Origin of the sequence: Jannaschia sp. Os4, assembly GCF_016820245.1 — a bacterium.
Classification (GTDB): Bacteria; Pseudomonadota; Alphaproteobacteria; order Rhodobacterales; family Rhodobacteraceae; genus Jannaschia.
In genome coordinates this window covers 770,838-788,146 of the sequence record NZ_JAFCAR010000003.1, presented here as the reverse complement: position 1 = coordinate 788,146, position 17,309 = coordinate 770,838, and the positions used below count along the sequence as shown (strand labels likewise).

General features: G+C 68.1%; 18 protein-coding genes. 9 read left to right on the top strand and 9 right to left on the bottom strand.

The window, feature by feature from the left end; genetic code table 11:
• Window positions 1-249 precede the first annotated feature (249 nt).
• The gene (locus tag JQC91_RS08835; protein ID WP_203286432.1) at window positions 250-1,566 is read left to right on the top strand and encodes a DUF6538 domain-containing protein; all 1,317 of its coding nucleotides are present in this window, start codon (window positions 250-252) and stop codon (window positions 1,564-1,566) included.
• Here JQC91_RS08835 and JQC91_RS08830 read toward each other — a convergent pair whose 3' ends face one another.
• From JQC91_RS08830 to JQC91_RS08810, 5 genes are all read right to left on the bottom strand, one after another.
• Entirely contained in the window at window positions 1,567-1,776 is a 210-nt protein-coding gene (locus JQC91_RS08830) for a hypothetical protein (RefSeq protein WP_203286431.1), read from the bottom strand.
• Between the two features lie 553 nt (window positions 1,777-2,329).
• Window positions 2,330-2,797, bottom strand: a complete 468-nt coding sequence (locus JQC91_RS08825) for a hypothetical protein (RefSeq protein WP_203286430.1) — start codon at window positions 2,795-2,797, stop codon at window positions 2,330-2,332.
• Window positions 2,794-3,921: a hypothetical protein gene (locus tag JQC91_RS08820; RefSeq protein ID WP_203286429.1), complete on the bottom strand. Its 1,128-nt coding sequence runs from the start codon at window positions 3,919-3,921 to the stop codon at window positions 2,794-2,796. The genes JQC91_RS08825 and JQC91_RS08820 overlap by 4 nt, the downstream gene beginning before the upstream one ends.
• Window positions 3,918-4,988, bottom strand: a complete 1,071-nt coding sequence (locus tag JQC91_RS08815; RefSeq protein ID WP_203286428.1) for a DUF4123 domain-containing protein — start codon at window positions 4,986-4,988, stop codon at window positions 3,918-3,920. The genes JQC91_RS08820 and JQC91_RS08815 overlap by 4 nt, the downstream gene beginning before the upstream one ends.
• A 421-nt stretch (window positions 4,989-5,409) precedes the next feature.
• Window positions 5,410-6,312, bottom strand: coding sequence for a LysR family transcriptional regulator (locus JQC91_RS08810; protein WP_203286427.1), 903 nt, complete (start codon window positions 6,310-6,312; stop codon window positions 5,410-5,412).
• Between the two features lie 215 nt (window positions 6,313-6,527).
• Between JQC91_RS08810 and JQC91_RS08805 the strand changes: the two genes are divergently transcribed.
• The 5 genes from JQC91_RS08805 (at window position 6,528) to JQC91_RS18255 (ending at window position 11,547) form a co-directional block, all read left to right on the top strand.
• Window positions 6,528-7,502, top strand: coding sequence for an SDR family NAD(P)-dependent oxidoreductase (locus JQC91_RS08805; RefSeq protein ID WP_203286426.1), 975 nt, complete (start codon window positions 6,528-6,530; stop codon window positions 7,500-7,502).
• A gap of 74 nt (window positions 7,503-7,576) precedes the next feature.
• Window positions 7,577-8,614 (top strand): aldo/keto reductase, encoded by a 1,038-nt coding sequence (locus tag JQC91_RS08800; RefSeq protein WP_203286425.1) that lies wholly within the window; start codon window positions 7,577-7,579, stop codon window positions 8,612-8,614.
• A gap of 85 nt (window positions 8,615-8,699) precedes the next feature.
• Window positions 8,700-8,894 carry a hypothetical protein gene (locus JQC91_RS08795; RefSeq protein WP_203286424.1) on the top strand — a complete coding sequence of 65 codons (195 nt, stop codon included), beginning with the start codon at window positions 8,700-8,702 and terminating at the stop codon, window positions 8,892-8,894.
• A gap of 76 nt (window positions 8,895-8,970) precedes the next feature.
• Entirely contained in the window at window positions 8,971-10,146 is a 1,176-nt protein-coding gene (locus tag JQC91_RS08790; protein ID WP_203286423.1) for an ester cyclase, read from the top strand.
• A 288-nt stretch (window positions 10,147-10,434) separates the two neighbouring features.
• The gene (locus JQC91_RS18255; RefSeq protein WP_203286422.1) at window positions 10,435-11,547 is read left to right on the top strand and encodes a recombinase family protein; all 1,113 of its coding nucleotides are present in this window, start codon (window positions 10,435-10,437) and stop codon (window positions 11,545-11,547) included.
• Between the two features lie 22 nt (window positions 11,548-11,569).
• Here the strand turns inward: JQC91_RS18255 and JQC91_RS08780 are convergent, their stop codons facing one another.
• From JQC91_RS08780 to JQC91_RS08770, 3 genes are all read right to left on the bottom strand, one after another.
• Entirely contained in the window at window positions 11,570-13,738 is a 2,169-nt protein-coding gene (locus tag JQC91_RS08780; RefSeq protein ID WP_203286421.1) for an AAA family ATPase, read from the bottom strand.
• Window positions 13,735-14,334, bottom strand: coding sequence for a hypothetical protein (locus tag JQC91_RS08775; protein ID WP_203286420.1), 600 nt, complete (start codon window positions 14,332-14,334; stop codon window positions 13,735-13,737). Before JQC91_RS08775 ends, JQC91_RS08780 begins: the two co-directional genes overlap by 4 nt.
• 66 nt (window positions 14,335-14,400) lie before the next feature.
• Window positions 14,401-14,871 carry a hypothetical protein gene (locus JQC91_RS08770; protein WP_203286419.1) on the bottom strand — a complete coding sequence of 157 codons (471 nt, stop codon included), beginning with the start codon at window positions 14,869-14,871 and terminating at the stop codon, window positions 14,401-14,403.
• Window positions 14,872-15,056: 185 nt separating this feature from the next.
• Between JQC91_RS08770 and JQC91_RS18115 the strand changes: the two genes are divergently transcribed.
• Window positions 15,057-15,233: a CopG family transcriptional regulator gene (locus tag JQC91_RS18115; protein ID WP_203286418.1), complete on the top strand. Its 177-nt coding sequence runs from the start codon at window positions 15,057-15,059 to the stop codon at window positions 15,231-15,233.
• A gap of 62 nt (window positions 15,234-15,295) precedes the next feature.
• On the opposite strand, the gene JQC91_RS08760 is transcribed toward JQC91_RS18115, so the two are convergent.
• Complete coding sequence (locus tag JQC91_RS08760; protein WP_203286417.1) at window positions 15,296-15,589, bottom strand: hypothetical protein; 294 nt, start codon at window positions 15,587-15,589, stop codon at window positions 15,296-15,298.
• A 308-nt stretch (window positions 15,590-15,897) separates the two neighbouring features.
• On the opposite strand from JQC91_RS08760, the gene JQC91_RS08755 reads away from it, so the two are divergent.
• Window positions 15,898-16,212, top strand: a complete 315-nt coding sequence (locus JQC91_RS08755; protein ID WP_203286416.1) for a hypothetical protein — start codon at window positions 15,898-15,900, stop codon at window positions 16,210-16,212.
• Window positions 16,209-17,045 (top strand): hypothetical protein, encoded by an 837-nt coding sequence (locus tag JQC91_RS08750; RefSeq protein WP_203286415.1) that lies wholly within the window; start codon window positions 16,209-16,211, stop codon window positions 17,043-17,045. Before JQC91_RS08755 ends, JQC91_RS08750 begins: the two co-directional genes overlap by 4 nt.
• The last annotated feature ends 264 nt before the right edge of the window (window positions 17,046-17,309 follow it).

Here is a 17,309-nt window from a genome sequence, read left to right as displayed (position 1 = left end):
GCAGCAGGCGGAAAAAACATATGTAGGATAGACTGTTGTAGGATCCGTGTGAGGGCGGATGACGGCAGCTGCGGTGGATCGCCGGGCTCCTTCGTCTCCGCCACTTTCCTTCTGCGGCGGATGGGAATGTTCCTCCAAATATCAATGAGATGTGGGCGCCGCCAGCTCGGAATCCGGTCGTCAGCCTAGCCATTAGAGCCCAAGTTCGCTACACAATCTGCTACACAGCAGCAGATCACGGCTCCACCCATGCCCAACGCGTCCGTCCCTGGTCTTCACCTCCGGGGGAGCACCTGGCACCTCCGCCGTCGGGTGCCCAAGCGCTTCTTCGACGTCGAGGATCGGCGCGACCTGTGGCTGTCCCTGCACACGGATTCGCGTAGCGAGGCCGAGCGGAAGGCTCGCGAGGTCTGGAACGAGCTGGTGGTTACCTGGGAAGCGCGCCTCTCCGGTGCGCATGGCGATGCTGCGGGCCGCCTTGCCGCCGCGCAGGCGCTCGCCGGGCGGAAGGGGATCGTCTACCGCCCTGCCGCGGACGTCGCTACCCTGCCCCTCGAAGATCTGCTCGGCCGCGTCGAGGGCGTTCGGACGAAGAACGGCATACCCGACCAAGTCGATGCGGACGCCCTTCTCGGCGGCGCTGGCGAGGACGCGCTTTCCGTCTCCGGCGTGCTCGAGGCGTTCTGGCCGATCGCGCGCGACCGGATCATGGGCAAGTCCGGCGACCAGGTCCGCCGGTGGAAGAACCCCCGGGTGCGCGCCTTCGCGGACCTGCAGGCGGTGGTGGGGGACGTCCGGATCGATGCTCTTAGCCGTGACGACGTGCTGCGCTACCGGGATTGGTGGATCGCCCGGATAGAGCGGCAGGAGGTGACGCCGCAGACCGCGGAGAAGGCGTTCGCGGCGATCAAGGGCGTCCTGCGCGCGGTGGTGGACGATCGGCGACTGAAGGCGGACCTGCCGCTGGAGCACCTCCGGCTCGTGGGGGTGCGGAAGCGCGCCGCCGAACGCCTTCCCTTCTCCGCCGCGTGGATCCGCGATCGCCTGCTCGCGTTGGACGCATTCCGGACGGGAAGGCGCGGTGGTCTCAATGACGAAGCGCGAGCGATCTTCCTCGCGATGGTGAACACGGGCGCGCGACCGAGCGAACTCGCGGGCCTCGATGCGGATGCGATCCGGCTCAATGCGGACGTGCCGCATATTTCGATCGAGCCACGCCCGTGGCGGCAGCTGAAGAACCGCGACAGCGAGCGGGTCATTCCCCTCGTGGGCGCCTCCCTCGAGGCGATCCGGCACTTCCCCGATGGGTTCCCCCGCTACCGCGACGATCCCACCTCGCTCAGCGCCGCGGTGAACAAGTCCCTGCGCGCCAACGGGCTCGCGGAGACGGACAAGCACACGATGTACGGACTACGCCATGCGTTCGAGGATCGCCTCCTCGACGCGGACGTGGACGAGCGCATCCGCCGCGACCTGATGGGCCATTCGCTCGGCGGGCGGCAGCGCTACGGCAAGGGTGCCTCTCTTCCGAAGCTTCGGGACGCGGTGGTCCGGATCGCGCTGTGATCACTCCGCGGCCCAACGCGCGACCTCAGCGAGCTGATCCTCGCGGGCCTTCGCCTGCGCATGTTCCCGCTGGAGCCGCTCGAATATCGGCAGGTAGGTCTCGTCGGTAATCACGAGGCGCGCGACCGTCCGCAGCGCCGCCTCGATCCGCACGACATCCGACGCGCGGGACGCGCGGGGGATGGCGGTGGCGATCGAGGTGGACGGCACGGAGGAAGACCGAAGGCAGCGCTGATCCCGGCGTCAGCCTTCAGTCTCTATGACGATGAGTCCGGAATGGAAGGCGAACCGGGGGAGGATGGCGATCTTTCCTTCGGCGCAAGGATTGCGTCCGTCTTTGGAAGAGCGTGCCGCCCCCGGATGTCGGCGCACGTGACCGGTTCTCCGTGCCATGGACTGGGTGCGGCGATCCCCTTTTTGAATGGGATCGAAGGCGCATCATCAAGATCACATGGAGGATGCTGACGGTGAGCCTGTGAACAGATCGGAGGCCACTCGCGTCGAGAACGGAAGCGAACCGCAGTCTCTCCAGCTGGGACATCAAAAGGTGTTCCTTTCGGATCTAGACCCGCCCAGGGATCGTTCCAAGGGGCAGCCAAGCACCCTTGGGGAACATCGGAACCGTTCCAAGCCCCCGTATTGTTGGGCTGCAACCATTTGGAACGGCTACGAGCGCGTCCCCGATGTGCAACCGTCAGTTCCTAGTTATGAATTCGAGCCCTGGTTCTTCGGTGACGGATGTTTGGGCCCGACGCTTCGTATTCTAGTCGGACGATTCGTAGCCTGGCCCCAACACGAGCCGCCCTGCCTCCAGCCGCCCAAGCTGCGTCCATCTCTGCCGCTTGTGCGCCTCCGCCACGGTCTCAGGCAGCGGCGCGTCGCCCCACAGGTAGCCGTCCGTGATGCCTTGTTCGGCAGCGAACGCTTCAATCCGTTCCACCCCGATCGGCCATGGCAGGCCGAAGAGCAGCCCGTCCGGGCGCACTCCAATGACGACGCCGGACGCGGTGGGGGCGTGAAGATAGACGTCGTAACGTTCCTCCGGCGATGCACGCAGCCGTGCCTGCAACACGTCGTGGGTCAGTTCGTCGGCTCCGTCCGTGAACTGTGGCAGTTCGTAGCTCTCCTGCGCGGGCCGAAGATCAAACACCGCCACCGCGGCATCGTAGATGACCCAATCGCGGGGGGCGATCAGCACGGCCATCAGATCCTCGTCGGTGTGTTCGCTCATCGCACTCGGCCCGCGCTGATAAATCGGCCTACATCCAGCAGTTCGTAATAGTAGAACCGCTGCCCGTCCAAGGTGGCCTCGAAGTAGCGCATCCGCGCGGACACCCCGTCGACGGGCTTATAGCGGATGCGAACCATGTCCGCCGACGATCGAACCCGCCCCACGGCAGCGTTAAACTGCGCCTGCAAATCGGCGGCTTGGCTGCCCTTCCAGGACGGTAGGCCGAACTCGCGGGCGTGCCGCGAATAGCTGTGCTGGAACTTCTTCTTGGCGACCGCGGACATCTCGCTCCACGGGCGGGCGTGGCCCACGCCCATGAAGCCATGCATCATGCCGGCCTCTTCGTCGATCATCTCGCGAGGCGTGGGCCGCTGAAGCCGGCGCGGCGGCGGCACCTTCTTTGGCGGCGTGCGTCGGGCGAGGTTCGCCAAGCGCTGCGCCTGCCCGCGCGCGATCCGCATCAGCCCGCGCGGGGTGCTGCGTGCGAGACGCGTGAGCGCGGAGCGCCAGACGAAGACCAGCCCAGCAAGGCTTGCAATCAGCTCGGCCCTCGCCCACCGCGCGGAGACGACCTGATAACCGACATCCTCCCACGTGGCGCGGTCGATCCAGCCGATCTCGAACAGAGCGTCCCAGACGTCGTCGTCGACCTTGTCCGGGTCGAGAGTGCAGAAGTAGTCGAGAACCGGGTCGGCGTCTTGCCCGGTGTAGTCCGGATCGCCCCCGCAGTGGGACAGCCCCCGCTCGGCGATGCGTCGCGCCGCCTGCGCGCGCTCGCGGATCACCGACGTCAAGCCGGGTTGCGCCGCTGCATCGTTCAGCATGACCGGAGTGAGGTCTTCGGCGAAGATGGCTTCGGTCGGCAACTCCGTCATGTGCTGAATGACGGCCGCTTGGTTGACGTGCGGCACAGTGGGGTCGCGGTAGCCGCTCACGCCGATCTTGGCGTATTCGGACTCCCAGCCGTTCTCGATGATGTCGGCTTTGACGTCGATGTAGAACGCGCGGTCCTGCTCGATCCGCACGGCGATCTCGTCCAACTCGTCGGCCCAGATCCGCAACTCTTCGTAGCGCGGGCAGCATGCACAGGGGCAGCCTTGCGAGATGGCGGTCAGGTCGTTCATGCGCGCGCTCCTGCCACGGGCGGCGCGCGAACGCGATGCTCCAACTCTGGCAGCAGCCGGCCCGGATCGTGGCCCTCGCTAAACAGTGCGGCCACGTCAGGTCGCAGCTGCCACGAAGGATCGGCGGCCTCCGCTGTCAGCGCCACACGGACGAACCGGGCCAGGTGCCGTGTGTCCGTCATCAGATGGTCGAGACCTAGCCGCAGCGCTCGCCGCACAACCTCCAGCAGCCGGCAACGGTCCATTTCGGCCCAACTCTCCTTCAGCAATTCGCTCCCAAGGCGCCGCGCGAAGCTCTCAATCCGCTGCTCGCGCATCGCCGCGCGCATTGGGCCGTCGATGACGAAAGGCAGCCGCGCTGCCCCCCGTTCCACCTCGAGCCGGATCAGCTGCGCCCGCCGCAGAAACGGGTCCGTGACGACGATCGACCCTGCAAATGCAAACGCTTCCCAAAACTGCCCCACCGCCGCGGCGCGCGCAGCGAAAACCGTGAGAAGTGTCGGCTCCCAAAATCGCAGATATACCCATGCTGCGCCGCCGGCCCGGTCGTCTTGGACGCGGGTGAACTTGCGCAGGTGCCTGCGCAGTTCGTCCAGCGTCCCCTGCGACCTCAGGAAGATACCAAGCCCCGCGTCCCACATCTCCCACGGCGCGTCGCCCTGGCTGAACAGCTTGCGGGTGAAGCCGTGCCCCTCCTGCAATCGCACTAGGTAGGGGGCCACGTCACGGTAGTCTTCGGCTGCGATACCCAGGAACAGGCAGGCGTAGTCCAGCCCGGACGCCTCCAGCATCTCGGGGAGGCCGGGCACCTTGGCGGCGTCGAGGACGGCGTAGGTGTGGAGCGGCAGGACGGCGCGGCCATCGATGATGCCGGGCTGGCCGAACAGCGCTTCGTGCAGGGAGGGCGGGACGGTGAGCGGCTCGGCCACGCCGAGTTGAGTGCCGAGCGGCTCCACGCCGTCGATGGTCTCGACGCTTAGCGCGGGTGCAGGCGGACCGTCTCGGTCCTCGACCGAGGCACCGGAGAGGTTGGTCCAGTAATCGCCATCCTCAGGGCTGATCGTCATGATGCGTGCTTCACCCGTCTTCTTGCCTCATCCCTGCTCCTGGGATGCGGCAATAGCATGGTGGAGGCCAAACCGAAGGGCCGGGGCGTGCCCCTGAACGGCGGTTCCGCATGCGGAACGTTTCATCAAGTATGGGTCGGTGACGACGGGGATACGTTCCATGAGGGTCGGTTCCGCCCCCGTCACCCGATGACACCCGTCCGGAACTGCTGTGAGCGCGCTCCAGACCTGCACCTGACCGAAACGATCCCGATGCATCCTGCATAAGTGCTCATGCGGAGAGGGACCGTCGGCAATCGAAGCCCGCCCGGCAGAGAGACTTAGTCACAGGAACGATTGCCGCTCCCCCTATCCGTCGATCTTCGGTGTCCACAGGGCGCTAGGCCAAAGTAGCACTAACCTCACATCGTGCTGCAGGCCTCTACGCGCCAGACAATGACGGATCTGCCTTTGCCTGCGCCGCCATCGCTTCGAGGAAGACGCGTAGCTTCGCCGGGCGGAAGGGGCCTGGCAGGAAGACGCCGTGCAATGGAAAGGCCGGACTTTTCCAGTCCGGCAGCACCCGCACGAGCCGACCGTCCGCCAGTGCGTCCTCGCAGGCCCACAGCGGAGAGAGCACCATTCCACGGCCCGATAGCATGAATTCCCGAAAGGCCGACATGCTGTTCACTGCGACGCGGTACCGGCTCAAGGCTACCGTGACCCGCTCCTCGCCCCGGGCGAGGTGTAGCGTCATCTCCGGGGCAGGGCGGTAGAAGACGAAGGGGTGGCGGACGAGGTCTTCGGGGCGCCTCGGCGGGTCGGCCGCCTCTAGGTAGGACGGCGCGACGACGATGGCGCGCGGCACCTCGCCGAACCGGCGGGCGATCAGCGCGCTGTCCGTCAACGAGCCGATCCGCACCGCGACGTCGATGTTGGCCTCGCGCAGGTCGGCGAAGTCGCTGCCGAGGTTCAACTCGACCGACAAGTCCGGATGCTCCGACAGGAGGCGATCGACCACGGGTGTCACGAAGCGCGCGCCGAAATCCGCGGGCGCGGTGACCCGCAGGAGACCCTGCGGCGTGTCGGCGAGGCCGGCTATCTCGGCCTCGAGCGCGACCTGCTCGTCCGCGATGCGGCGGATCCCGTCGTAGTAGGCCTGCCCCGCCTCCGTGGGCCGCGACCGTCGGCTGGAGCGGATCAGAAGCTTGGCCCCCAGACGCTCCTCCAGCTTGGCGATCCGGCGGGTGACCGAGGAGGGGTCCGCCTTCGCCTCCGCCGCGGCGGTCCTGAAGCTGCCGGTTTCCACAACGCGGAGAAAGAGTTGGATGTCGGGGTCGGCCATTCGTTGCAGATATCGCAACGCCAAATTGCCCGGCAAGGTGTCATCCCGCGTAGAACCAATCTCACGACGTGGCCGTTGCTGGGACACTTCGATCGACCCGGCGCGGCGACCGCCATGCCGACGATCCTCGCCCTCCCCGCCGCGTACGACGCGGCCCCAGTCGCCGCTCGGTCGCCGATCCCGGCGCGACCTATCTCGGCTCAAGGAGTCCCCCGATGACCCACGACCTCCCGCAAGACGGCCCCGCCGACCCCGCCCGCCGCCTCGCCCTCGGCGGGGCGCTCGCGGCCACTGCCGCCACTGCGGCCGCGGTCGGCGCGGGCGCGGCCCGCGCGCAGGACGCCGCCCCGTCGGGCCATCTGTCCGGCAAGACCGCCTTCGTCACCGGCGGGGCGCGCGGCATCGGCCTCGCCTCCGCCGAGGCGATGGCGCGGGCCGGCGCGAACGTCGTCCTGTTCGACATCGCGACGCCGAACCTGCCGCACGTGGACTACGCCCTGTCCGGCCCATCGGACCTCGCCGCCGCGCAGGCCTGGATCGAGGGCCTCGGCGCCCAGTGCATGACCTACCAAGGCGACGTGCGGAACCTGTCGGACCTGCAGGACGCCATGAGCCAAGCCGTCGACCTCTTCGGCAGCCTCGACATCGTGCTCGCCAATGCGGGCGTGGGCCACGCGGGCCCCATCGAGGACGTCGCCGCCGAGCGGATCTCGACCCTCTACGAGACCAACGTGGGCGGCTACATGAAGACAACCCAAGCCGCCCTGCCCCATCTGCGGGACGCCGGCGGCGGCCGGATCATCTACATCTCGTCGGGCCTGTCGCGCACGGGCAACCCCATATTCGGCAGCTACGGCGCGACCAAGTGGGCCGTGAACGGCTTCGCCAAAAGCGCGGCCATGGCCTACGGACCCGAGGGCATCCTGTGCAACGTCGTGGCCCCGGGCCTCGTGCGGACGCCCTTCGCCGACAACGCGGCGACGCTGTCCCAGATGATGCCGGGCGTCGAGAACCCCACCTTCGACGCGGTGTCGGAGATGATCGCGCAGGGCAGCACGCTCGGCATCGGCCACCACGAGCCCGAGGACATCGCCGAGGCCGTCCTCTTCTTCACCACCGACGCCGCCCGGCACCTCGCGGGCGAGGTGATGGACGTCTCCTACGGCGACGCGGCCCGCAACGTCGCCTGACGACGGCCACCCAACGCCGCGCGCCGACCGGACCGGTCGGCGCGCACCCCCGCTACCATCCAAGGACATTCCATATGCGCCAACGCCGCCTCGGTCGATCCGGCCTCTTCGTTTCCGAGTTGTGCCTCGGCACCATGACCTTCGGTGGCTCCGAAGGAATGTGGGGCCAGATCGGCCAGTTGGGTCAGGAGGAGGCCGACGCCATCGTCGGCGCCGCCTTCGACGCCGGGATCACCTTCATCGACACCGCCAACGTCTACGCCGAGGGCCGGTGCGAGGAGATCGTCGGGCAAGCGCTCCGCAACGCGGATGTCCGCCGCGACGAGATCGTCGTCGCCACGAAGGTCCATGGGGCGATGGGAGACGGCCCGAACACCCGTGGCGCCTCGCGCGGGCATATCCTCGACCAGGCCCAAGCCAGCCTGAAGCGCCTGCAACTCGACCACATCGACCTCTACCAGATCCATGGCTTTGACCCCGCCACGCCCATCGAGGAGACCTTGGAGGCGCTCGACACGCTCGTGCGGCGCGGCGACGTGCGCTACCTCGGCCTGTCCAACTGGGCCGCGTGGCAGGTCGCCCGCGCCGTGGGCATCGCCGAAGCCCGCCGCCTCGCGCCCATCGTGTCGCTGCAAGCCTACTACTCTCTCGCCGGACGTGACGTGGAGCGCGAGATCGTGCCTATGCTCGCCTCCGAGGGGATCGGCCTGATGACGTGGAGCCCGCTGGCGGGCGGCTTCCTGTCGGGGAAGTATCGCCGCGACGGCGGCGCGGGCGAGGGACGCCGCGCGGACTTTGACTTCCCACCCGTCGACAAGGAGCGCGCCTACGACATCATCGACGCCTTGGAGAAGGTCGCCACACGCCGCGACTGCACGGTCGCGCAGGCCGCGCTCGCCTGGCTCCTCCACCAGCCAGTGGTGACCAGCGTGCTCGTGGGGGCGAAGCGGGTCGAGCAGTTGGAGGATAATGTCGGCGCCACGCGGGTGACGTTGGAGCGGGAGGACCTCGACGACCTCGACGCCGTCAGCGAGCTCAAACCCGAATATCCCGGCTGGATGTTCGAGACGCAGAACGCGAGCCGCATGGCCGAGATCGAGGCGGAGCGTTGAGCCCGCGCTGCCATGGGTCGGGCCCGCACCCCCTTGGTCGATGCTGTCCGGCGGCGGAGGTCCCCTCCAAGGAAGGAGACGACCGATGACCCGATCCGCCCACCTGGGGCTCCTGCTGATGACGATCCTTTGGCTTGGTGCCTGCGGGCCCACGACCCGACCTCCCATCGCCGATCCGGACCGCGCGACCCTCGGTTGCCTCGACCGCGCCACGCAGATCGCGATCCGGATCGAGAACGGCAGCCGCGACGCCGATCGCCTGCAGCCCTGCGCGGACTAGAACCCGAACCACCGCACGTCAGACCGACCACCGCCCTAGCGCTACGATATAACCCGGCATACGAAAGGACCCGCAGATGACCCTTCGCACCACCTTCCTCGCGCTCGCCTGCGCGGCGCTGCCGATCGCAGCGGCGGCGCAGGAGATCACCGGCCCCAACGTCAGCCAGATCAGGACGCACATGGGCGAGATGGCGGTTTCCGTCCGAGTGGCGGAGGGCATGGACCGCGAGGTCACCGACCGCCTGCGCTTCGAGCCTTACCAGCAGCTGATCGACATCTTTACGCGTGGCGACCTCGTGTTCCTGATGCGCCACGGTCCCACGGACTGGTCCAAGCTCGACGAGCCGAACGTCGCCCCGACCGACTGCGCCAATCAGCGCGTCATGTCTCCCGAGGGGCGGGCGAACATGCGCGACATGGGGACCCTGCTGGCGTCGAACGATATCGTGCCCGCGCGCATCGTGGTCTCGGAATGGTGCCGCAACCAGCAGACCGTGGACAGCCTGCTGCGCGGCATGGCGGACGTGGAGCCCGCCATCGCCGAGGCGATACCAGTGGAGACGACGTCGGACCTCAACCTGCTTCTGAGCCTGCAAGGCAGCCCTGACGTGTCCCCGCTGGAGGCTCGCATCTCCGCGTGGGAGGGCGATCCCGAGCGGGACGGCCCGTTGCTCATCGTGTCGCATTACACCAGCATCGAGGAGCTCACCCAATTCCGCGTCTTCGAGGGCGAGGTGCTGATCCTCGACCCGAAGCGTGACAACCTCGTGCTGGGCTACCTGCGCCTGCGTTCGGCGGCGCCCGACGTCGGCCACTTCGCCGATGCGTTGGCCTCTCCGCTGCTGAGCGAACGACAGGCCTTCGACATGGTGGAGCGCTACTACGCGGCGCTGAACGCGGAGGACGAGGCGCAGATGTCGGACATGCTGGCGGAGGACTGGATCGGCTACGGTCTGGCGGCCGGCCCGGACGGCATAGATGCGGGGCAGCTCTTCAATGTGATCGACAGCAACCGCGCGGGCATGAGCGACATGGCCTACGTCGTCGACGACGTCCATGTCTCAGGCGACGTCGTCACAGTGATCGGACAGGTGACGGGCACCCATACCGGCGAGCTGCTCGGCATTCCCGCCACGGGGCGAGAGGTAGCGTTCAAGTCCATCGCGGTGCATCGCGTCGAAAATGGCCAGATCGCGGAGTCGTGGATCACGTCTGACCGCCTCGAGTTACTCGAACAGATCGGGGGGTGATGAAAACCGCTCGGGAACGCTGGCCAATCGCGTTCGACCGACCGGATGTCGTCACGGCTGGCATCAGGCAGTCCATGAAATCTCGTATATCCTAGCACCGACGGTGTGCAGCGTTTCGCGGGTAGTGTCCCAATGGGTATACCTTTGTGGAACCGACAGCTTTCACCGACCGGCCTGAGTCGAATTCCGACCTATAGCCATCATCACTTCGCGGACGAGGCAGTTGTGAGCACTCTCGGATATCTCTGCCCCCTGGACCGAACGTGTGATGGAAGCCGACAGCGGGCCGTGCTTCTCGCCGCCGGGGTGGATCTAATCACCGAGGATCCGTTTGGCCCCGTCTCGGGACGCAAGGGGTGGGCTGACCTCTTGGATCGTCTCGGCGTCGGCGACATGGTGACCGTCGAGAGTGTGCTCGTGCTCGGGCATCGCGGGCGGCTCGACGTCGCGCTTGGCTCAATCGCGCGCGTCCTCGGACGGGGCGCGGGTATCCGGTCGATCGTCGAGGGCATCGATGCTCCGCCCGGCTCGGATGCGGCGGCGGGGCTGGTCGCCTTGGCCCGGTTCGTGGCTCGCCGGCGGACGGACGCGATCACCGCGGGTCAGGTCGAGAGCCGCGCGGAGGGACGGGCGCCGGGTCGTCCCGCCGCCTTGGACACGGAGGACGTGGCGGCGATCCGCGCGGCGCGGTCGCAGCGACCGCCAGTCCCCGTGAAGACGCTTGCCTATGACTACGGCGTCCACCCCAGCACGATCAGCCGCATGGCGGTTGAGGCGGACGAAGCGCCCTTCGCCCCGCGTGGGGCAGGCGCGCCAACCCCGATCGACGTGAAGGGCGCCATCGGCTACGCTTGGACACTGGCAGATGCGGAGACCGCCCATGCGATACGGGCCGCCTTGAGGCGGGCGGGGACGGGGCGTGTCGTGATCGAGCGCCTGCAGCACACCGCCTCCCCGGCCCCGCAGCTCGCCGAGTTGGTCGCATGCCTGCGCCCCGGCGACGTCATTACCGTTCCGGACCTCGCACGCCTCGCACCCCGCCTCCGAGGCTTACTGAATACCGTCGCCGCGATTGAGGACGCCGGCGCTGCCCTCGTCAGCCTTGGTGACGGAATCGACGGACGCACTGCGGCGAGCGCAGGGGCGATCCGCGCGATGCTCGCGCTGCGCCGCCATGCCCCTGCGGCGCCGCGCGGGTCGCGGTCCCGCGGCTTGTCAGACAAGGGTGAGACGGAACTGCTGGACGCCGTCCGGGCCGATCCACTCATCCCCACGGCGACCTTGGCGATGACGTTCGGCATCTCGCCATCCACGGTTCGACGTCTCCTCAAGCGCGCGGGATACAATCGGAGCCCGGGACGCATCCCTGGTGTGCAAGGCTTCGACCAATCGGCGAACTAGTGGCGTCGGCGCTCGGTGGCACCTACCCACACGTAACGACTCCCATGGTGAGGCTGGCGATCCGGTCCGCGTCCAGCTCTCGCTCGCAGCGTAGAGCACCTGCGACACGCCCCAGGAGGTCGAGGTTGTCTTCGAGCACCATCCGCGCCGTCGCCATGCCCCGTGCGAGGGTCGCATCGACCCGCGCCCGGACCTCGGTCGGGAGGGCGCCTCGTTCGTGACGGGCAACCGGCGCGTGGAACAGTCCGCTCTTGCCCAGCCCATATTCCGTCTCGATCCGGATGGCCTCCACCGTGGCGCGTTCCAGATCGGACGACGGCCCGTCCCCGGCCTCGGCGGATCCCCCGAAGCCTATCATCTCCTCCGCCGCGCGACCGGCGAGCAGCATCGCGATGACGGCCTCCACGTCCGCGAGCGTCCGGCGCGGCGGCAGGGGCGCGTCCACGTATCCGCCGTGCGGGTGGAGGCGCGCGAGACGGGACGTGGGAAGGCCGAGCGCCGCGATGGCCACGAGGTGGCCCGCCTCGTGCGCAGCGACGGCGGCCTCCTCGGCGGCGAGGTCGTCGGGCACGACCGCGCGGACGGCCGCGTCGAGATGCTCGACCGCGACCGAGACTCGGTCCCGCCGCGCGCGTCCGAGGGCATCCTTCGCGACGGTCGCCGCGTCGGCGCCAAACAGGCCGGTGAGCCGCGCAGCCGCCGCGTCGATGGCGGACCCCGGGAGGATGCCGAGGCTAACACTCAGGATGGCCGCGAGCCCGTCCCGCGTCGGCAGGCCGATCTCGACGTGGCGGTCGAGCCGCCCGGCCCGCGTCACCGCCGGATCGACGCGGGACCGATCGTTCGTCGCGGCGAGCACGATCACGCCGGGGGTGGCCGCAAGCTTGGTAAGGTCCGTCAGCAACCCGTTGACCACCGCCGTCGAGTAGCGCCGATCGTTGGTGCCCCCGCCCCGCACCGAATAGCTGTCGATCTCGTCGAGGAAGAAGACCGAGGGCGCGTCGCGGATCGCTTCCCAGACCCGACGCCCCATCGCGGCGAGGTAGTCGCCCATATGCCCGGCGGACTGGCACTCCGCGTAGCTCGTGGCGATCAGCGGCAGTCCCGCGCTCCCGGCCACGGCGGCAGCGATCATCGTCTTGCCGCATCCCGGGGGGCCGTGGAGCAGACGCGAGGCCGACACCTCGCCCCAGTCGAGCCGCCCTGCCCTCCAGTCGCGGACGTCCTCCAGCAGCCCGCGCAGGTCCGCGACCGCCTCCGGCTGGCCGTGGACATCGTCCAGTGTCACAAGATCCGTCGGACGAGCCTCCATGGACTTCGTCCGTTCGGCGAAGTCGTGCAGACGGTCGGCCACTTCGAGCGTCGTCGTCGAGCCCGCGAACGCCGCGGCGATCGTCGGGATCGGAAGGCGTCCGAGCGCGTCGTCGGACGGCAGGGCGGCTTCCACCGCGTCCTCGGCCATGCGGCCTGTCAGCGAACATGTCGTTCGGATGACGCCCATCACCGACGCGACCGTCGATGCGGACCAGTCGCTCACCTCTTCCACCAAGGGACGAGCGAAGAAAGGCAGAGCCTCGGCGTCCGGACCGATCACCACGACGGCCTTTCCGAGCTCCAATGCCTCCTCGATGACGGTGTCGAGCCGATGCAGTCGTTTCGGGGACGCATGAACCACCTCGACCTCTTTCGGGTGGGCGACTTCTTCCCATCCCGGCACGCTCCGCAGGGCGCGCAGCGCGAGTTCGACGGCTCCTACCTCGCGATCTGCCGTCTCCTTCGTGTCGAGGTCCTGCCGCAGCAGCGTGATCGTCCCGGGGCGCAGCACCTCGGATGGCAAGCGCCGCCCGAAGAGGTCGCACAATATACCGGCGGCGAGCATGGCGCCCACGGGCACGGCACGTCGCGTCTCGGGATGGCCGCCGACCGGGACAGCGTGGGGGTCGACCCGCCGTTCGACCATCGACGCAATCCGGTCCGTCGACAGGCCTGCGGCGAGGGGCAACGTCTCTTCCCGCTCCGCGTCCGCGTCGAGCAGCGCGGCGGGATCGATGTGGGTGCCGCCCCGCCCGGAGCGCCATGATAGCTTGTCGTCTTCCGTCATCGACCCGAGGTGAAGCGCGAGCAGCCACAGGCGCCGCCAGTCGGCGGGCGAGAGCGCGGGCTGGTCGAGCAGGGGCGACGCCTCAATCATCGGCTTGCCCTCCGGCACCTTTCTTCGAACCGCGCGAACCGCGCCGCTTCCGTGGCCGCCTCGTCGGGCAGGCGCATGTCGAGCTCATCGAAGCAGCGGTCGAGCGTCGCACGAGGGTTTGCGAGCGCGGCCTCCACCGTCTCGTGCCGAACGGTGTAGCGGGAGCGCCACTGCGCCGAGAAGACCACCGCGCCTCGGTCGAGGATGGCGATCGCGAAGATGTCGTAGTCGCCGACCGTATAGGCTCGACGGCCTTGGGGGCTGCCGCGATAGCCGCGCGTGGCGTGGACGGTGTAGCCCCACTTGCCGGGCGAGCAGGTCGTCTTCACCTGCACGGGGATCAGCCGGTCCGGATGCGCGACCAGCCGGTCGCAGGGGAGGCAGTCCGGCACGTCGAGGGGCATGAGGCCGTAGCGCAGGAACACGCTGTCGACGAGCGCCTCCCCTGCCCTGCCGATGACCGAGGCGTTCGCGGAGACGACCTTCGAGGGAATGTCCGGGAAGCGCCAGAGAGGTGCGGCGTCCGGGAACTCCGGGTTGAGGGGATCGTCGAGTTCGGGAAAGTCGAGCCCGCGCGCGGAGAGACGGATCGCCATGGGCAATCCTCCTTGTTCTCGAAAGATGGAGATGCGGAGCAGCGGCCACGCCGCCGCCCCTTGCGATCAGTTCACGACAGCCAGCGCAGGCCGGACAGGCGTTCGCTCGAGATCGTTCGGAACCGCGAACAGGTCGATCACCGTGTCGGCGCGGCGGAGCGCCTGATGGATCAGATGGCCGCCCGGGTAGTCGGCAGCCTCCTTAAGGACCCTCAGCCGCGCTTCCGCCTCGGCCCGCGAGGGCGGCGTCGGCTGCAGAAGCGACCAGAGCCACTTCGCGTAATGACGGAACACCTCGTCGCGGGGGTCCTCACCGCCGACCGGATCGCCGAACAGGTCGAGGAACTGTTCCACTTCTTCGGCGAACGCGCTCCACGCCGGGAGGACGGCGTCGAGGCCCTCGGCCTCCGTCCGGCTCGACAAGAAGAAGAGCCGTGCGGGCACAAGCGCCTGCGCGTGCATACGGCTGCTCCAGCGGATGTCCGAGATACGAGCTTGGCCGCCCGCGCAGGCGGGCGTAGGGCTGATGTCAGCCATGGTCGATCCTCCAGTGATCGAGTTGTGGTCAGGGCGGCGTGGAAGGTCAGAGCTCCGCGTCGTCCGCCTATAGTGATACCATGTTCATTCAATAATGCAACCGAATAGTTGCACTGAGTTCGTCTCGATGGTTTGATCGGTCGTCGGCACCGGTGACCGGGAGCCGTTCTCATGAAGAAGAGCGTATGGCCCCTCCGAAGCGGAACACCCAAGGCATCCAAGTCCGCCTCCACCAAGCAACGCTCAGCGCCCTCGATGAGATGGCCGCGAAGGACCCGGCAGCACCATCCCGACAAGAGTTGATCCGGCGAATCCTAAGGGAGCATCTTGCTACGCACGGGTTCGACGTTTCCGAGCATTAGGCCATTGGTTCTCATTATCGAGGGGGCCGGCCGCGCCGCCCCCCTCGTTCTCTAGACGACGATCACGACGCCAGCCGCGCTTGGAACCCCTCCACGAGGCCCTCGAAGTCCTGCGTGGTGAACTTCACGTCGGGCTCAGCAAGCCGCGCCTGCAGCTGCGTGAGCACGTGCTTCGCGAGCGGCAGGTTCGTCACATGCACCTTGCACGCGGCCCGCACGATGCCCGCCTCCTTCTCCCGCTCCCGCGACGCCCTCGCCGAGGCGGCCGTCTTCGCCTTCTTCGCTACCAACTCGCGCGCGGCGGCCTCCAGGGACACCGCCTGCGCCTCGGCGAAGGTCATCTTCTTGTCCGACATAGTCGTCTCCAAGGTTATCGAGAGCGGGACATCCGCCCTCTAAACACTCAGGTAGACAAACGGTCAGACCGTAGAGGGTTTACGCACCACAAAGTTCGACAGCGACATGAAACGCTTCTCGTCTCGCTGTTCTTCGGTGGCCGTTCCACCATGGTGGTGCCGACCGATCTCCGTTCACCGCGCATTACGCATCGCCCCTGCATAGGTCGTCCGAGCAAGGGCACGCATCGCCCCGGGATCGGGAGGTGCGTGCGGACACGACGGGTAGGACGATGAAGGAGACGACGATGCCGGCACCCACGGGACGAATGAGATGGGAGATCACCGCGACGCCCGCCGAGCGCGCCGCGATCACGCAGGCCGCCTACCATGCGGGGCTGCCGATCGGCGCGGCGATGGCGCAGCTCGCCGAGGGGGTCCGACCGAACCAGCGCGCGGACTGGCGTATCGGGATCGACGCTCTCATGCGCTGCGCGGGGCTTCTCGAGGAGATCGCGGACGCGGTCGCTGCGGCAGAGGACGAGAGCGCTGGCGCGGACCTGGCAGCATCCTTGGATAGGATCGGGATGGAGATCGCCCTCATCGCGCGCCCATGGCTTCGGCGCGAGAAGAATGCCTCATGATCATCACCTTCGCCGACGCGGGCCGCGATCCGCAGGACGATGGCCGCGCCCTCATCCGCTACCTGTGCGACGCCCGGACGACGAAGCGCATCGGCGATGGGACTGTCCCCCTGCTGCGCGACCCGGCGCCCGAGATCCTCCACGGCGATCCGCGCCTCCTTCAGCTCGACGTCGCGTCCGCCCGACACATGCGGAAATACGCCTCCCTCGTGATGTCTTTCGAGACAGATGACATCGACGTCGAAGCCTTCAACGACCGAGCCCCTGCCCCGCGTCGCGCCGTCGATCTGGCGCTCCGGTTCGTGATGGACACGCTCTGGCCCGGCTTCCCGAAGCGCCGGCGCGGTCCGGTCTTGGCCACGACGCACACCCATACCGGGCGGCTGGAGGTCAACGTCGCCTCCGGCTGCACCTTGCCCACGATCCTCGGGATCAAGCGGTGGTGGTCCTACAACCCCCATCCGCCCGGGGCGCTTGCCCGGACCCTCTGGGGCCGCCTGCAGGATCTTCTCAACACAAGGTTCGGATGGGCCGACCCGCTCGATCCCGCCCGCGTCCGCCCCGTCCGCGCGCCGGACTGGATCGAGAAGCAGCGCGCCGAGGCGAGACGCGCCGGCACGACGGCGAATGCCGCCCGCGCGGTTAGATGGTGGGACGCGCTCCTCGACGCCGATGGGCGCGCACCGGCCCATCGAGGGGCGTTCGTGAACCGGGTCTACGCCCTTGTGGCGGCGGAGAACCTCGAAATGAAGGAGGGCCGCGAATGCCTTGGTCCTCCGCGCGCCTGGGGCGGACGACGCGGAGCAGCTCGTCCTCACCGGCCCGCTCGTTGACCCTGCGCCAAGCGCTCCCTCAGCCCTCGCCCTCCGACGAAACGTCGACCGGGACAGGGCCGACTGCTCCGAGGCGGCGTTCCGTGCGATCTGGACACGGATCGCGTGGGCCAACGCGACCCGCTACCGGATCCCCGACGATCATCTGGAACATGCGCGCGGTCGCATGGACGCGCTGATCGACAGACTGCCCGCCGCAGGGCGTGCGATCGAACAGGCTGGTCCGGCTTCCGTGCGGTCCCCTACCTCATCCGAAACGTCGAA

Coding starts and splice junctions, on each gene's coding strand:
- JQC91_RS08805 (WP_203286426.1), top strand. CDS start 6,528: ATGACCCACGACCTCCCGCAAGACGGCCCCGCCGACCCCGCCCGCCGC.
- JQC91_RS08780 (WP_203286421.1), bottom strand. CDS start 13,738: ATGATTGAGGCGTCGCCCCTGCTCGACCAGCCCGCGCTCTCGCCCGCC.
- JQC91_RS08800 (WP_203286425.1), top strand. CDS start 7,577: ATGCGCCAACGCCGCCTCGGTCGATCCGGCCTCTTCGTTTCCGAGTTG.
- JQC91_RS08775 (WP_203286420.1), bottom strand. CDS start 14,334: ATGGCGATCCGTCTCTCCGCGCGCGGGCTCGACTTTCCCGAACTCGAC.
- JQC91_RS08820 (WP_203286429.1), bottom strand. CDS start 3,921: ATGAACGACCTGACCGCCATCTCGCAAGGCTGCCCCTGTGCATGCTGC.
- JQC91_RS08835 (WP_203286432.1), top strand. CDS start 250: ATGCCCAACGCGTCCGTCCCTGGTCTTCACCTCCGGGGGAGCACCTGG.
- JQC91_RS08815 (WP_203286428.1), bottom strand. CDS start 4,988: ATGACGATCAGCCCTGAGGATGGCGATTACTGGACCAACCTCTCCGGT.
- JQC91_RS08810 (WP_203286427.1), bottom strand. CDS start 6,312: ATGGCCGACCCCGACATCCAACTCTTTCTCCGCGTTGTGGAAACCGGC.
- JQC91_RS08790 (WP_203286423.1), top strand. CDS start 8,971: ATGACCCTTCGCACCACCTTCCTCGCGCTCGCCTGCGCGGCGCTGCCG.
- JQC91_RS08750 (WP_203286415.1), top strand. CDS start 16,209: ATGATCATCACCTTCGCCGACGCGGGCCGCGATCCGCAGGACGATGGC.
- JQC91_RS08795 (WP_203286424.1), top strand. CDS start 8,700: ATGACCCGATCCGCCCACCTGGGGCTCCTGCTGATGACGATCCTTTGG.
- JQC91_RS08825 (WP_203286430.1), bottom strand. CDS start 2,797: ATGAGCGAACACACCGACGAGGATCTGATGGCCGTGCTGATCGCCCCC.
- JQC91_RS18115 (WP_203286418.1), top strand. CDS start 15,057: ATGGCCCCTCCGAAGCGGAACACCCAAGGCATCCAAGTCCGCCTCCAC.
- JQC91_RS08755 (WP_203286416.1), top strand. CDS start 15,898: ATGAGATGGGAGATCACCGCGACGCCCGCCGAGCGCGCCGCGATCACG.
- JQC91_RS08760 (WP_203286417.1), bottom strand. CDS start 15,589: ATGTCGGACAAGAAGATGACCTTCGCCGAGGCGCAGGCGGTGTCCCTG.
- JQC91_RS08770 (WP_203286419.1), bottom strand. CDS start 14,871: ATGGCTGACATCAGCCCTACGCCCGCCTGCGCGGGCGGCCAAGCTCGT.